Annotated in this window: 6 protein-coding genes and 1 pseudogene; 5 read left to right on the forward strand and 2 right to left on the reverse strand. The window is 66.4% G+C overall.

Annotated features, from left to right (window positions below):
• Positions 1–98: 98 nt before the first annotated feature.
• The 5 genes from ACIGXX_RS37485 (at position 99) to ACIGXX_RS37505 (ending at position 9,916) form a co-directional block, all read left to right on the forward strand.
• Entirely contained in the window at positions 99–1,277 is a 1,179-nt protein-coding gene (locus tag ACIGXX_RS37485; protein WP_399982658.1) for a cysteine desulfurase family protein, read from the forward strand.
• 58 nt (positions 1,278–1,335) lie between these two features.
• Positions 1,336–2,448 carry a DUF4007 family protein gene (locus ACIGXX_RS37490; RefSeq protein ID WP_399982661.1) on the forward strand — a complete coding sequence of 371 codons (1,113 nt, stop codon included), beginning with the start codon at positions 1,336–1,338 and terminating at the stop codon, positions 2,446–2,448.
• Positions 2,445–6,020 (forward strand): ATP-binding protein, encoded by a 3,576-nt coding sequence (locus ACIGXX_RS37495; RefSeq protein ID WP_399982664.1) that lies wholly within the window; start codon positions 2,445–2,447, stop codon positions 6,018–6,020. Before ACIGXX_RS37490 ends, ACIGXX_RS37495 begins: the two co-directional genes overlap by 4 nt.
• Positions 6,017–6,850 (forward strand): phosphoadenosine phosphosulfate reductase family protein, encoded by an 834-nt coding sequence (locus tag ACIGXX_RS37500; protein ID WP_399982667.1) that lies wholly within the window; start codon positions 6,017–6,019, stop codon positions 6,848–6,850. The genes ACIGXX_RS37495 and ACIGXX_RS37500 overlap by 4 nt, the downstream gene beginning before the upstream one ends.
• A gap of 612 nt (positions 6,851–7,462) precedes the next feature.
• Entirely contained in the window at positions 7,463–9,916 is a 2,454-nt protein-coding gene (locus ACIGXX_RS37505; RefSeq protein WP_399982670.1) for a DUF262 domain-containing protein, read from the forward strand.
• Between the two features lie 35 nt (positions 9,917–9,951).
• On the opposite strand, the pseudogene ACIGXX_RS37510 reads toward ACIGXX_RS37505, so the two are convergent.
• Positions 9,952–10,129, reverse strand: a pseudogene (locus ACIGXX_RS37510) (IS5/IS1182 family transposase); the annotation flags it as partial.
• Positions 10,130–10,685: 556 nt separating this feature from the next.
• Positions 10,686–16,106 carry a sacsin N-terminal ATP-binding-like domain-containing protein gene (locus tag ACIGXX_RS37515; protein ID WP_399982673.1) on the reverse strand — a complete coding sequence of 1,807 codons (5,421 nt, stop codon included), beginning with the start codon at positions 16,104–16,106 and terminating at the stop codon, positions 10,686–10,688.
• Positions 16,107–16,364 lie beyond the last annotated feature (258 nt).

A 16,364-nucleotide genomic window follows, 5' to 3' on the forward strand; every position in this document is an offset into this window, starting at 1 on the left:
GCTAGGATCGCGGCGAGCTCCTGGTGGAACCCCGGATGCGGAGGAAGCTTTCCACCAGCAGTACATTGGTGTGCGACACGAGCGAGGAGGGGTGGCAGATGACGAATGGGCCGTATGGGGCGGATACGTCCTACCTTGACTACAATGCCACCGCCCCGATTCGCCCCGAAGCCCTCGCCGCGGTCCTTGAGGCCATGCAGTCGGTCGGGAACGCCTCAAGCCTGCATCAACCGGGACGGCAGGCGGCTCACCGGGTCGACATCGCCCGTCGGCAGCTCGCTGACCTCCTAGGCTGCTCACCCGGCGAGATCATCTTCACGTCCGGCGCGACTGAGGCGAACAATCTAGCCCTTCGCGCCGCGTACATCGCCGGAAACCCCTTGGTCACGACCCCTGTTGAGCATCCGGCCGTCCTGGAAACGGCCCGAACGGTCACCACCGAGAACCACGACGATCTTGTACTGCTACCTGTCAGCGCCGACGGCCTGGTGGATCTCGACGCTCTGGAGCAGGTCTTTGCGGAACGCCGTGGGGGTGTCGTCTCTCTGATGGCAGGCAACAACGAGACCGGCGTCCTCACCGACCTCCGCGTCGCCGCCAAGGCGGCCCGGGAAGCCGGCGCCCTCGTCCACACGGACGCCACACAGATCATCGGCCGCCTCCCCGTTGACGTTACTGAACTCGACGTCGACCTTCTGTCGCTGTCGGCCCACAAGTTCGGCGGCCCGCAGGGAGCCGGCGCCCTGTATGTGAGGCGTGGCTCCCCACTTCCGCACCGGCCACTGCTCGTGGGCGGGGGGCAGGAGCGAGGCTGGCGCGCAGGAACGCTGAACGTGGCCGGGATCATCGGCATGGGGGCAGCGGCTGAAGCCGCGCGCCGTGGTCTCAGCGAGGAGGTCGAGCGGATCGCGGCCCTGCGCGACCGCCTCGAGAACCTCGTGACCGATGGCTTGCCAGGCTGTCGTATTAATGGTCGACGCGATCAGCGCCTGCCGGGCGTCACGAGTATCACCTTCCTGGGTGTGCCGGCGGATGCGGTCCTGGCGGCCATGCCCGACGTCGCTGCCTCGGAGGGCAGTGCTTGCGCGTCCGGCGCTCCGACGCCGAGCCACGTGCTCCTGGCGATGGGTCTGTCCCGGGAAGACGCCGACAGCACGATCCGCTTCTCGCTCGGCTACGCCACCACGCATGCCGAGATTGAGCATGCCGCGCACGCCGTCAAACGCGCCGTGACGCAGGTTCGTGCGGCGCTGGCCGAAGCCCATGGTCGCCGCTGACCGTTATCCCGTTTACCACCTCGTTAGAGCAATCGCGTTGGACACAGAGAGGTCTTGAATGTCAGACAGCCGGCTCGGGGAAGCCGCCCATTTTGCCTTCGCGCGACACGAAACGTTCGCGCCCCGCTTCGGCTGGCTGCACAAGGCGTACATGCAGGTCAAACGCGACCAGGGTGCGTTCCTTGCGGACGATGCGCCGGTGTTGTTCGGTGTGGGCAAGAACATGGTCAACGCCATGCGCTACTGGTCGCGTGCGTTCAAGCTGACTCGAGAGCACTCGCCCGCGCAGCGCACGCAGGCCAAGTTCTCCTATCCCACTTGGGAGGCCCGCTGGCTTCTGGACGAGGACGGAGCGGACCCGTATCTGGAGGAGAACGGCAGCCTGTGGCTGCTGCACTGGTGGCTGGTCTCTTCCCGCCCCGGGGCCAAGAGCCACGCTCCGGCCTGGTACACGGCCTTCCACCTGGCGCCGTTCTCCCGGTTTACGACCGCGGACATGACGCAGGTGGTCACCCGGCATGTGAACTTCTCCTACGACAAGAGCCCGGAAGAGGCGTCAATCGTCCGGGACATCGACTGCATCACCAAGATGTATGCGCGCAGTGCCCCGGAGAAGGCCGGCTCGCCGGGCAGCTACGAGGACCTGCTTGCCTGCCCCTTCCGTGACCTTGACCTGCTCACCTTTGTCGGGACGCGTGGCAAGCCCGAGTGGCAGTTCACCAGCGGGCACCGCACCTCGCTGCCCGCCCGGGTTCTGGCCTACGCCTGCCTCGACTACGCCGCCAAGTTCTCGCGCCAGGCCAATTCGATCTCTGTGGCCCGCCTTGCCAACGAGCCGGGCTCCCCGGGGCGCGCCTTCCGTGTTCGGGAGAACGAGATCGTCATGGCGCTGCAGAAGATCGCCGCGGACCACCCGCAGCTCAACCTGACCGAGGCCGTGGGACAGCGCAGCCTCGCCTTCACGGCCGACCCTTTCGAGCTGGCCTGGGAAGTGCTGGACGAGCAGTACGACTTCGTCACCCGCCGACCCGGCTTCCCCACCCGCGAGGAGTGGGCTGCCAAGTTTCCCAAGCTCGCTGAGGCCGAGCAGAAGGAACTTGCCACGAAGGCCACGGACGCAGCAGACACGGCCGATACCACCGAGATGCTTTTTGCTGAGGAGACCGCGTGACCACCGCAACCCCCACGCGGACCCCGAACAGCCCGGCGAGCTCCGCCCCGCAGTTCCCCGCCGGCATCGAACTTGTCGGCTCCCAGATGCGCTCGACCAATCTCGAGCGCGATGTCGAGGACGCCCTGCACGACCCCTACGTCGGCGCCCGGGCCGTCGATGTTCTGGAGCGCATCGCGAGCGCCGTGGCAGACCAACGCCGCACCCGCGCCTGGTCGTTCACCGGCCCATACGGCTCCGGCAAGTCCACCCTGTCCAACATCGTCGACGCTCTGCTAGGGCGGGATGCCAGTCGGCGCAGCGAGGCCGAGCGCATCCTCGAAGAGGCCAGCCCCGCTCTCGCGCAGCGCCTTGTCGCAGCGCGCGACGCCATCGCTCCCGAGGGATTCCTCGGCGGCGTGGCCACCGCGCGTCGCGAATCCGTCGTCGCCACGCTCTCCCGCGCCCTCCACACCGCGGCGGCGCGGCGCTGGGGCAAGCGTGTCCCGAAAGCCATCGCTTCCGCCCTGGCGGCGTGCGCCGACGCGGACCGCGCCGGGGCCGAGGAGATTCTCGCCGCCGTCACGGCTCTGACCGCTGACGGTCAGCCTCTGCTCCTCGTCATCGACGAGTTCGGCAAGACGCTGGAACACCTCGCCGGTCACAACGAGTTCGCCGACGCCCAACACGACCTGTTCCTGCTGCAGGAACTCGCCGAGAAGGCGGCTGGCCCCAACGGGCTGCCCGTCTACCTGATGACCCTGCAGCATCTGTCGTTCATGGACTACGCCTCACGGTCCAGCGAACTCAAGACCCGAGAATGGGCCAAGATCCAGGGGCGTTTCGAAGACATCACCTTCGTCCCCCACCACGGCGACTCCCTGCACCTGCTGCGCCGCCGCCTCGCCCGCTCGGCCGTCAACTCGGCGGGGCAGGAACTGATCGCCGCGTCGGCCGAGGCGTCCGCGGACATCTGGACGCAGCACGGGCTCGGCGTGCTGGCCGAACTCGGCCCTGACCACTTCGCGGACCTCTACCCGCTGCACCCGATCACCGCCCTGGCCGCCCCGACCCTTGCCGCTCAGATCGGCCAGCACGACCGCAGCCTGTCGGGTTTCCTCAACAGTGGCGAGCCCAACACCGTCCGACACTCGCTGTCCCGGCACAGCACCCAGAAGGCCGACCGTGCCAGCACGGTGCGACTGCCACAGCTGTACGACTATTTCCTCAACTCCGGGCGCACCACCCTCCTCGCCTCCGCCAATGCGAGCCGGTGGATCGAGGTCGACTCGCGTATCCGGGACGCCAACGGTCTCCCGGATGCCGACCAGGACGTGCTGAAGACCATCGGCGTCCTCAACCTGATCGACTCCGACGGGGCGCTCAGCGCCACCGCACCGATGATTCACTTCGCGCTTCACGACCCCACCGACGTTGCTGACCCCGACGCCTTCACGGCGCTCGAAGAGCGGCTCGCCGACCTCGTCCGTCGGGGCTTTGTGGTCCACCGTGAGTTCAGCGGTGAATACCGGGTCTGGCAGGGCACCGATGTCGACATCGACGGCCGGCTCAAGGAAATCGTCAGCCGCTTCGATGACGCCTCGGTCATCAACCGGCTCGGCAGCCTCGTCCCGCAGGCATTCGTGGCCGGCCGCCACAGCCAGGTCACCGGCATGATGCGCGTGTTCTACACCGCGGTCAGCGGCCCGGAGACCAAGTCCGTCGCCGCCCCGGACGAGCTGAAGGAGCCTGCCGACGGCCTCGTCGTCTTCCACCTCGGCACAGACGCTGACCGGCCCAATGTCCACTCGCCGCTGCCGGTCCTCGTCGGCACTACCCCCAGCCCCGACGAGGTACTCACTACGGCCACCTACCTCGTCGCGCTGAAGGAACTCAGCACCCAGCAGGACATCGACCACGTCGCCCGGCGGGAAGTCATCGAGCGGCTCGTGCAGGCGGAAGCCGAGCTGCTCGAGCTCCTGCAGGACGCCTTCTACCCGCCGTCCTCCGAAGCGTCCTGGAGCCTGTGGCACACCGGGATCGCCCCCGGTGAAGAACCCGCTGCCTCCGGTCTGACGGCTCGCAGCCTGAGCGGCCTGGTCTCCCTCGCCTGCGAGTCGGTGTACCCGCACACTCCACACATCCGCAACGAGATGCTTGGCCGCCACGTCCTGACCAGCCAGGCGGCCCAGGCCCGCGGCGTACTGCTGACGGCCATGCTTTCTGCCTCGGGCGAGGAGAACCTCGGTCTCGTTGGGTACAAGGCCGAACGAGCCATCTACAGCGGTGTCCTGGCCTACCTCGGCCTGCACCGCGAAAACGGGGTAGCCCAGGCCGAGAGCCAGCAAGAGAGCCTGCTTCCGTACGGCTTCTCCCCGCCTGGCGAGGGGCACGAGCACGCCCAGCCCGCCTGGAACGCCCTCAACGAGGTACTGACCAGTGCCACAGAGCGAGTCACTGTCGAGGAGGTCATCCGTGTCCTGATGAGCCCGCCGTTCGGGCTCAAGGCCGGCGTGGTCCCGGTCTTCCTGATCCCCGCCCTGGTCATCCGCCGCCACGACATCGCCCTGTTCGAGGAAGGCACCTACCTGCCCCGGCTGACCATCGATGTGGTCGAGCGGCTCGTCAAGGGCCCGGGACGCTTCTCGGTGAAGTACACGCCGGCCGGAGACGGCCAGCGCGGCAGCATCATCAAGAAGCTGATGGTCTCGCTCGGCGTGGAGGCACCGCGCTCCAGGGCCCTGCGTAACCCCGACCTCCTCTCCGTGGCCAGCGCCCTGATTGTGCGTGTGGCCGACCTGCACAAGTACGCCCGCACCACTAAGAGCATCTCCGCTGATGCCCGCACCGTGCGCACGGCGATTGCCGGAGCGCTGGATCCTGACGATCTGATCTTCCATGCGCTGCCAAAGGCGCTCGGCTTGCCCGAGGTTCCCGCACGTACGCGCATCAACGCGGAGGCGGCGAACACCTACGTCGAACGACTCACCGTGGCAGCTGACGAACTCGTGGCCATCGACAGCCAGCTGCGGGCCAGCGTCGTGAGCGTCCTTGCGCAGGAGTTCCGCCTGCCGGCCGAACTTACGGAGCTGCGCGCACAACTCGCTGCCCGGCTGCGAGGCTTCTCCGGTGCAGTACTGACTCCAGAACTGCGCGGCTTTGTCGACTTTGCCCTCAGCGACAGCATCGAGGATGAAGACTGGCTCGAGCCCATCGTCGTACGCCTGACCAACTCCGCCCTCGGCGACTGGGACGACCGCGAAGCCAAGGTCTTCCCGCAGAAGGCCCGATCCATGGCTGCGGCCCTTGACCGAGTCGGGCACCTGCACCACGCCGGGAACGAGGCCCGCGGCCGGGAAGAGAAACTCGACGCTCAGTTGTTGACCTTGACTGACAGCGCTGGCGTGGAACAACGCACCCTGATCTACGTGCCGGAACAGGCTCGCAGTGAGGCCAGCAGCCTTGCCACCGACGTCCTGAAGCAGGCCGAGAAGGCCCTCGGGCCCGACGGAGCGAGGATCCTGCTCGCGGCCCTCGCCCAGCGCGTGACCGATGCCGCGACAGCGGCGAGTGAAAGGAAGGCACACGGATGACCGACGAAGCCGACACCCAGAAGGTCCGGCACGTTCTCGGTATCTCCGGCGGCAAGGACTCCTCAGCGCTCGCCGTCTATATGCGCAACCGAGTCCCGGAGATGGAGTACTTCTTCTGTGACACCGGTGCCGAACTCCCGGAAACGTACGAGTACCTCAACCGTCTTGAGGCTGCCCTCGGCAAGTCCATCGTGCGACTGAACGCCGACCGCGACTTCGACCATTGGATGGAGGTCTACCAGGGCACCCTCCCCAGCCCTCAGATGCGCTGGTGCACCAAGAACCTCAAGATCAAGCCCCTGGAAGACTGGGTCGGCGACGACAAGGTCATCTCCTACGTCGCCATCCGGGCCGACGAGAACCGCATCGGCTATGTCAGCACCAAGCCGAACATCGATGCCGTCTTTCCTTTCCGAGAGGAAGGCGTCGACAAGGAAGGCGTCATGCGCATCCTCGACGAGGCAGGCATCGGCCTGCCCGGCTACTACGAGTGGCGCACTCGCTCGGGATGCTACTTCTGCTTCTTCCAGCGCAAGCACGAGTGGGTCGGCCTCAAGGAACGCCACCCCGACCTGTATGCGAAGGCCGTGGAGTACGAGGACAAGGTCCGGTACCGGCATACCGCCATGAAGGGCCGCAACTACACCTGGTCACAGGGCGAGTCCCTTCCGGAGCTCATAGAGCGCAAGGACGAGATCGAGGCCAAGCACGAGGCAGCCCTTGAGCGCGCAGCCAAGCGCATCAAGCCCAACCGCCCCCTGCTGGAGGTTCTTTCCGACGCTCTCGACTCCGACGACGACGAGGCCGGCTGCTCCGTCTGCCACCTCTGACGCGCAACCACACACAGCGGCCCCAGCAGCTCGATCTGGGGCCGCTTTTGCTTTCCCGACTTCCAATCAAGCTTGTCCCGCTTGCAGTTGTAACCTCGCCCAGACTCTGTCCCTGGCCTCTCGAAGGGGCGCGGCGCACTCGCCCACGGCAAGTCGAGTTCCTCTGCGATGGAGTGACGCGACGTCACATGTGGAGCATGATGGGCGCATGGGGCTCCTGCTTCCTGTACCGACCACTCATGTGCCACTATGAGTGACGACTCGCTCACAGGTGTAGAACGGTGACGGAGAGAAACCGGGAATATGGAAACTCGCGGCTTTACGATGCGGCGCGGATGTCAGCTTCTCAGTTCCTCAGCGAGCCCGGTCAGGGGCCCTGGATTCCCTTGTATCAGTGCGCATGCGGCTGGAGCTGCCCGAGATCAGACGCCTTCTCGGTGGCGTCGCGCACGGCCTTGAATAGCATGCCGAGTTTGAGGGATCGGTCTATTTCCTCGGTACTGTCATCGTGCTTCGCGACATCAAATTTGGGCCGAAATTTAGGTTGCAGGTCCTTCCAAGGTGATGCCGCATCTGATCTGAATAAACCTGCTGAACGGAAAGGGATCATGTATGCCTACGCAGGCCAAGGAAATATTCGAGGCGCAGAGCAAGAGTCTCCGCGAGCTGCTGTCTGACAACGGCCTGGGCCTCTACCTACCTCCCTACCAGCGTCCGTACGGCTGGGGTAAAGACAAGGTCGAGAAATTGCTCGACGACACGCTGCATGGCCTCAAGAATCTGGGCGAGGCGCCGGACAGCTTCACCTTCTTGGGAACTGTCATCACTATTCATGACGTCAACCACGTCACGGTGAATCCAATCGTCAAGCCGGAGGTCCCATCCAAGGTCCTTACCGTGATCGATGGGCAGCAGCGTTTGTCGAGCCTTCTTATCCTGCTTGTCGGCCTGCACAACCTCATTCGTCAGCGTGCGTGGAAGGTATTCAAGGGTAAGGAGCCGGATCCGGCCGATACTGCTCGGATTCAACTCTATTCAGAAACGATCAACATCCTGCAGATGCTGGGAGCGGCGTTCTACGAGCGAAAGAACTTCGGAACTACGCCGATCTATCCGCGCCTCATTCGAGCCTTCCTGGATCAGTGGGCCAGGGACGAGAAGCATAAGAAGTATGAGTCGCCGATCGCCAACCTTATCTACACGTACTCGGTGCAAGCCGAAGGCGAGTCGGCAGATGCTAAGCCGACGGACTTCAGGCCGAAGGCGCGAGAGAAGGCGGGCGAAGGCGAAGGCGATCTCATCAAGAGGTTCAACGAGATTCGTACGGCGTTGACCAAGCTGTCGGAGCGGAAGTCTATCGAGGAGCTGGAGGATTTGACGCCGCTAGCTACCCTTGCTACTGGCATCGAGTTCCAGCGCGCGCTCTTCAACCATGAACTCGACCCCGAGCTCTGTACTTGGCTGGGGCAGTTGCAGGACGAGCCCGAGGCTGAGCTGATGCGACTCGTCATGTTCGCTGCCTATGGTTTGAACCGCATCGCTCTGACGGTCGTGCAAGGCAAGGACGAGGACTATGCCTTCACGATCTTCGAGTCGTTGAACACCACGGGCGAGCCTCTGACCGCCTTCGAGACCTTCCTTCCTCGGGTGGTTATGGCAGAGAAACTTGAGGGCTACCAGGAATCGGGCGCATACGCGCATATGAAATCGGTTCAGGGCTACCTCGACCATTTCGGTGTCGGAGACAAGCTTCAGAACGCGACTCGAGACCTGCTGGTCACTTTCGCGTTGGGAGAGACTGGGAAGAAGCTCTCCAAGCGCCTTCCGGATCAACGGGTCTACATGCGCGATACCTTTGAGCGCTACAAGGACTCGGCAGGTGATCGGAGCGCGTACTTGCGCCACCTACGTGACACGGCGGCCTTTGTCGGGAATGCATGGGAGCCCGTGGCTAACTCTCCTCGCATGCTACCTGGGCTAGAAGCGACCGCTATGACGGACACCGTGAAGTTGTGTCTGACTTTCCTCAATTCGCTCAATCACACCATTGTCATCGCACCGCTCGTGCGCTTCTACTCCGAGGCTGTCCACGCGGACGAAGGGGAGGCGAGGACCAAGCGCATCGCCGAGTTCGAGACGGCGATCAAGGCAATCACTGCCTTCACGGTCTTCTGGCGAGCAACTCGTCGCAGCACGGGCAACATCGACAGCGAGTACAGGGCTGTCATGGCCGGGGACTCGCTCACGTGCATTGGGCCGCTCGCTCGGCAGTGGGCGGTGCCCGGTGAATCGAAGCTTGATCCGATCGTCGACGCTGAGGCGCTGAAGAAGGAACTTGCGGCGCGTTTGTCGGGCCATAAGGGTGGCGTCCCAAACTTGGCGTCGTTCGTGGCAGCAGCTTCCGCACTGCCACTGTACAAAATTAGCCGCCCGCTGGCTCGTTTCCTTCTTCTGGCTGCATATCACGACACAATCGAAGATCCGGAGAATCCAGGACTGATCATCCAAGGCAAGACAGGGGTCGCCTCCTGCTTCACCTCGGACGGTTGGGAGGACGAGACACACCTCACGATCGAACACATCGCACCACAGCAGGCCACGGGTGGGTGGGATGAGGAGTTCTATAGCGAGAAGGAGACCGTGCATAAGCTGGGCAATCTGGTCCTGGCGCCAGGAGCTGCCAACACGTCCCTCAGCTCGCGGCCTTGGACCGAGAAGAAGGTCCTGTATGCGGCGCTCGGTGCCCCGACGGCCGACGACGCCAGGTCGATTCTTACCAGTTCTGGCTTGACTTTCGCGCAGTCGACTGAAGATCTAGCGTCCCTGTCGCGCTACCTCCCGCACCTGCGAGCACTGGGCCGGCGTGAGGACGAGCTAAATCCGACGTTCATGGATCAGCGTGCTGACGTCCTTCTAAGTCTGGCCTACACACGGCTCAAAGGGTGGCTCGGCCTGGAGCTGTCCGACGCCAGCAGTGATCCGGTGGTCATGGCCGACGATGTGGAGATGGAGAACGACGAGTTCGAGGAGAGTGAGGATGCCGGGGGAGTGATTGGAAGGGCGTAACACCACGGCCACTTGGGCGGCGTGGTGGCCCGGATGCGCTCGACCATCCACCGGTAGATGCCCAGGCCGGTGCCGTGCAGGGTTCCGCGGCGGGCGATGGCGGGAACGATGTCTCGGGCGCGGACCTGGTCGCGATAGACGTCGTGGTCGTAGCCGCTGTCGCGACTCGGATCTGCGACGGGGGCGTCCAATCTGACAGCGGGCCGGCGGGACGCCGTAGCCTGGGTTCGAGCAGTAGAGGTATCCGCCGCGTATATGGCTGCGGCGTAAGCCATGGTCCGCAGTTCAGCGTGTGTTTGAGCTGCGGACCAGAGTCGTCATGGCGTCTACCAAGTTGCTTGATGGCGTCAGCTTGCCTCAGCCTCCACCTCCGGGGCGTGCTATCCGCTGTTGACGTACCACTGTCGGCGGCAAGACCCCGATACAGCGCGTTTCCCATGGTGGTGAGATTGCCCTGGTATGTACAGTACTCTGTCTTGCTGTAGAACCAGTGGGATACGTCCCACCGACGATCCCGCCGAGCCGGGACACGGTCGAGGGTCGTGGCGGTGGACGGGAAGGTCCTGCGCGGATCCCGCGTTCCCCGCCGCAAGTCCGTGTGGCTCCTGGCCGCCATGGACCACGCGGGCACCGTCCTCGGGCAGCGGCAGATCGCGGACAAGAGCAACGAGACCTCTTCCTTCATTTCGCCCCGGTCCAGCCACACGACTCGGGAACTTGATCAGGCCCTGTGGCCCCGGCTCATTTTGGCCGGGGTTGAAAGTCAAGATCAGAGCACGTACGAGAAGCGCAGTGCCCCGCCCTCCTCCCGGTAGCGGCCCTGCCCGCGCTTTCCGTAGGGGTTGGGGAGCATCTGGACGGCCACCTTGTGAGGGGTGAGGGCGTGTGTGACCACCAGGAGGCGCCAGCGGTCGTTCCCCGCGTGCTGGCGGGCCGCGCGGACCTCGCTCTCTCCCAGCTCAAAGCGGCCGCCTTCGCCCCCGGTCGCCTTAACCTCGTAGAGGTAAGGTCGGCTGCCGGAGCCGACTCGGAAGTCGAAGCCGAGGCCGTCGTCTCCGGACGGGCCGGGGAAGGCTTTGCGGCGGTTACCCGACACCCATCCGGTCTCGTCCATGCTGTCCGGGTAGCGCACACACAGCCACTGGTACGCGTACCACTCGCCCACGTACCCGATGGCCTCCCGCTGGGCTGTGGTCAGCCCGTTGTCCGTGCCGCCCGCGTAGCGCCATCCGCGAGTGCGACCGGTGGCCTGGGCGGGCCCGGTCTGGGGGCGGGGGTCTGTGAAGCGGAGCGACCCGGCGGCGGTTATACCCGGTGCCGAGCCGCTCTGCAGAACCCGGTCGAGTTCGCGGGTGAGGGCGGTGAAGTCGCCGGAGTACACGTCGAAGGCGCGGCCTCCGACGAAGACCGAACGTTTCTTGCGTTCCCGTTCCCGACGCTCGTGTTCCGCAGCGTTGCGCACCCGTTCCAGGTCGGCCTCGGACAGCCCGTGCAGTTGGAGTTCCGTCGCCACTGCCATCCCGTCAGGCCACTGGCCGAGGGCCGCCAGCCAGCCGACGACGTCGGTGGGGGACAGGGGACGGAAGTCCAGCGCGCCCGCGGCCTCCAGCCGTGCAGTGACCTCCTCGGCGGGCTCGGATCCGGTCAGGGCCGCGGGCAATGGATGTCCGGCAGCCCTTACCAGGACAGCGAGTTCGGGGGCCAGGCCGGTGATCGTACGATGGTTCGCGCCGCGTACCTGGTCTGGGGCGGGCAGGCGTTCGCCCGACCGGGGCAACGGCACCGGCCGACCCAGGCGCAGCGCCAGCTGCTCCTCCACGAGTGCTTCCAGGCTCCCTGTGTCGGCCACGTCCAGGGTGTACTCCCATGCCTCCGGCGCGGTGATCCAGCCCAGGGCCCGGACCGAGGGCCAGTCGGGCATCGGGCGGCGCGCGTCGAAGTCCTCCAGCACCGCCCAGCGCAACCGGTTGACAAGGTCTTTCTTGTGCAGATCCAGGTAGGTGCGGAGCGCCTCTTCGTGCTCGTCGGCGTGGCTGACCGGTTCCTGGGGCGGGCTCATCGCGCGCAGAGTGTCGTTGAGTTCGGCGAATCCGATGCCCAGGTCGCGCCGCAGTTCGTCCGTACGGCGGGCCGCCCGGGCCTTGGCGATGAACTCGGATACGGGGACCGGGAGCTCGGCGGCGTGCTGCTCAAGGTGAGCCTGGAACTCCTGGGGGTCGCTCGGAGGCGGCAGGAGGAGTGAGTTCGCAATCTCCGTGCCGAGCAGGTGGACGAGGAAAGGCCAGCAGCGCTCCAGGACCACGCCGATGGCCCCGTCGATCCGGCGGCCTGTCTCCTCGACCTGGTGGGCCGTGACTTCCAGGGCGTCGGCGAGTTCATCCTGAGCCGGATCGCGCAGGTCGGCGTGGCGGGAGGCGAGCTGGTGGGCGGCGAGGCGCAACCGGTCGCCGAACTCTCGCCGTCCCAGCAGCTCGGCTACCGCCACCACGATGCGGGTGGTCTCGGGCCAGCCCGGCTCGCCTGCCGGGGCGAGGACGAGCGGATACTTCGGATCGGGCAGCGGCAGCACTCCGCCGAGGCGGCCCGGCAACGTCACGGGGCGACCGTCGAGTTCGATGTCCCATGAGCGGTAGCGGTGCAGACGCACGCTCCGGACGAGGGACGTCAGCTCGCTCAGCTCGGCCTCGCTCGCCCTGGGACCGCGGGCCAGGTGGTCGGAGAGGACACCCACGGCCAGCGTGAGCCAGGGCAACTGCTGGACCAGGGCCTCTCCCATGGCCGCAGGGTCCACCAGTGTGCCGTCCACGGTCACCGTGAACGTCAGGTCGTCGGTGTGTCGGACGGTGGCGGGGTGTTCGGCCGCCAGCAGTTCAGCGGCCTTCGTCGAGACACCGGGAAGGGTGAGCTGGGGGCGTTCCATCTCCCGTACCAGCAGAGCCGTCAGACTGTCGCGTTCACCGCTGACGTAGAGAAGGGTCTCGGCATCACCGTCGTTCTCCCCGCCGACCAGTGCGGACAGCGGTACGCCGATCAGCAGGTTCCCGCACTCGGCGAGCAGACTGGCGCCCGCGGGCAGTGCGGGATTGGGTCGCCGTACGAGGTGCCTCCAGGCGCGTTCGTTGGCGCGTTGCGCGGCGGGCCGGTCCTCGGCCCCCAGCGTGCCCTCCGTCGCTAGACGACCCAGCGCGGCGATGAGGCGGTCGCTGTCCCGGGGATCATCCCAGGTCGGCAGCCGCATCTCCCGCAGGCGGTCGCCCGCTTTCCCGCGTTCCAGGAGGTGACGCAGCCTATGGTCGACGGTCGGCGCGTACGAGGGCTCCTCCTCCAGCCCGGGCGGGCAGTGCCAGGCGTCAGCCGGCCGGACGAACCGGACGGCCCGGTCGCGGCCCCGCACCGGGAGCCACGGCTGTTCCCGCACAAAGGCGCCAAGCGGGGTCGGAACCCGTTCCGTGTCCCGGGAACTCTGGCTGCCAGCACTGGTCCAGACGCTGGTGAATTTCGTGTCGTCCCAGATAGCCAAGCCGTGCAGGATGAGCCGTGCGTACGCTAGCTGGGCCTCCTGGCCGAGGCGTCCGACGACGTCCTGGCCGGGGAGGCGCCAGGCGGGGGTCCCCCGGTACGGCGTCCGGGGGTAGCAGGCACGGGACCAGTCGCGGACGTACGGCTCCCACTGGGCCTGCACCACAGCAGACACCTTCGCCATGCGGACAATCCGCCGAGCGGTGAGGTTGTGGCCTTGCTCTACCCGACTCAATGCCTCTCGGGACCTGACCGGGACCAGTCCGTCGGCTACGCCTGCCTCCAGCAGGAATGCCTTCCACTCCTCAGTCTCGCCTCGCTTGGCGAACTCCTCGGGCGCAGCGAGGAGGCGCCCGGCGATCGCCTTGAGGCTCTTCGACACGTCCGCTCCGGCGGTGACCACTGCCGCCAGGTCCTCACCGACGGACGCGCGGCCCCAGCCCCGGCCGAAGACGGCGTCGCTCGCTGCGATCAGACGGCCGTCCACCGACGGTACGTACAGTCCGAGCGAGGAGGTCTCCGTTCCGCCCAGGGAACGCCGTGGCTGCCACAGCCGGAAGACGAATCGCAGGGTCTGGAGCCGCAGCCGGAGATCGGTGCTCGTGCTGAGCGCCTGGCGTACGTGGTCCAGCAGGCCCCTCGTGTCGTACGGCCGGACGAGCCCTTCCCCTTCGAGGAAGGAGCGGGCGGCCCGCCCGCGCGCACGCTCGCTGCGGTCCTTCCAGACCAGCCCTGGGTGCAGGGAGAACAACCGCTTGCCGAGCAGGGCGGGGACGGATGGGGCCTCGGTCTGGTTCGCCTCCGTACGTACTGGCTGGAAGAACGCCTCGCGGGCGACCTGACGGCTCGTCTTGCCCTGTGCACGTGTACTTGTGCCCGTACCCGCCCTGTCGAGGGGGCGGTTGGTGTGCTGCAGTGTGCAGTCCTCCGCGAGGAGCAACTGCCTGCCCTGCAAGACGCGCCCATCGTCCTCGAAGAGGTCGGCCAGATCCTCGTACAGCGCGCTCCACTGCTCGTCGGGGGACTCACCGGGCCGGGGGAGGGGGAGGCCCTCGATGATCCGCTCCACATACTCGACGAGGGTCTCCGGACCCGGCTCCAAGGGGCACGCGAGGGCCTTGCACAGAGTGGCCAGCCGTTTCAGCCGGTCGCCGCCGATCTCTGGGTCCGCCACCACGATCCCGGCCTCGTGCGCGCGGTGTGTCGTAAGGACGCTCAGGTCGTGGTCCGGCCACAGGGCCGCGCCCTGGGGAGGGGCCCAGCTCGCCGCCGGTGGGGCGTTATCCGTAGTGAGGACGGGCACGATCGGTACGTCGGCGAGATCGCTGCCGTGCACGCGCTGGGCAGCCGCGCGAAGTCGCCCCGTCGAGCCTTTCTCGGTCTCCCAGCTCACCAGGTCCACGGCCAGCTGCCGCATTGAGGGCTCGGGCGCGGTACGCAGTAGCGCGGCGGCCGCCAGACAGGTCTCAGCGACCGCGTCGAGCAGTAGCACGTTGAGGGGGTTATCGGAGGGAAGCCCAGTGCGGTCGAACTTGGTGAAGAACGGGGCGTTCATGTGGCCCGGGAAGGGCGCGGCCAGGTTTTCGCCCATTGGCAGGAAGGTGTAGGTCTGCCCGCGTCGCGGTCGGCGCGGGGCGGGCAGCGGGAGTGCGACCTCAACGACGGCGGATCGCTTCCACTCCTGCCACGTGTCGTCGAGGAGGCCGGAACTCACGGCCTTTGCGAGCGTGCTGTTCAGCCGTTCCTTCTCCACGGTGCCCCGGGCTATGAGAAAGCTGCCGGACGGCCCCAGGTCCACGGTCGCGAAGGAGACGGCGGGCCCGTGCTCGGCATCGTCCTGCGCCACCGGGAAGCGCTCCTCGGAGCGCGTCAGCTCGTGCCGCTGGTACGCCTCGTGGCGGTCGCCAAGCTCGCCTGCATCGCCACCGTCGGTCCGACGTTCCAGCGTCAGGCCAGCGAGCCGATCGAGGAACAGCATGACGGGTACCTTCGCCCCCGCGAGTTCGTGCATCCGCAGCCGCACCTCGGCCCGGGCAGCCTCGTTCAACAGGGGCAGCCGGACGATGGTTACGTATCCCTGGACGGCGAGCTGCCGACAGGCCGCGGGCACATCGTCCAGCGGCAGGGGCGCCTGGAGTGGCGGATACTTGTCGGCCACCTCGTGGGCGTTGTCCTCGTCGGCGAGGAACTCCTCCACGTCGGCCTTCTGCGCGAAGCGGAAGCAATACCCGTCCATTTCCGGACCGAGCGGGCTGTCGGGGTCCGCGCTATAGATCTCGGGGGCATCGCTGATCAGCAGGATGCTGCGGAAGCCGACGCCCTTGTTCCCGATGCCCTCGCCGACCTCCTTCGAGCTTTGGGCGAGCTCGCAGATCCGCTTGACGTTCTGCCACGTGAAGGGGGTGCCGCCGTTGGCGACGTACAACGTCCCCCACTCGCCTTCCGCTTCGTCCAGCAGGACGTGGACCCGTCCGTCGCGGCGGTCCCTCGGATGCGCGTCGTAGCCGTTCTGGAGCAGCTCGAAGAGGGAGCGGCCGGCGTACTCCCGCGCACTCGTGTACGACACGGCATTCACCTGTCGTGCCATGCGCAGGACTTGCTCCGATCGGGCCCCCTCCAGCACGGACCGGCCGTACTCCCGCAGCTGCTCGGCCCGGGCGTTCCTCGCCATGGTTCTCCCCTCCCCTCAGCGTGATGAGGACGGTATCCCGCCGCACTGACACCAAGGGCCGCGGAGGATATCTGTGTGGAGCGCGACCTAAACGTGTTGGTCCGCCGTCGATCGGGGCTCGAAATTTGGGGTCCTCGCGGGTGGGGACTTGGCTCCCAACGGTGCCGTGCAATTCCGTATGGCGGGCGCTGCGAGCATGCTCAATCTGGGCACCTTGCACGTGACTTGGGGGACGGCCTGAAGCAGTTGCTGTGGCCG

It is taken from the genome of Streptomyces sp. NPDC055243 (assembly GCF_044544025.1).
In the GTDB taxonomy this organism is placed as follows: Bacteria; Actinomycetota; Actinomycetes; order Streptomycetales; family Streptomycetaceae; genus Streptomyces.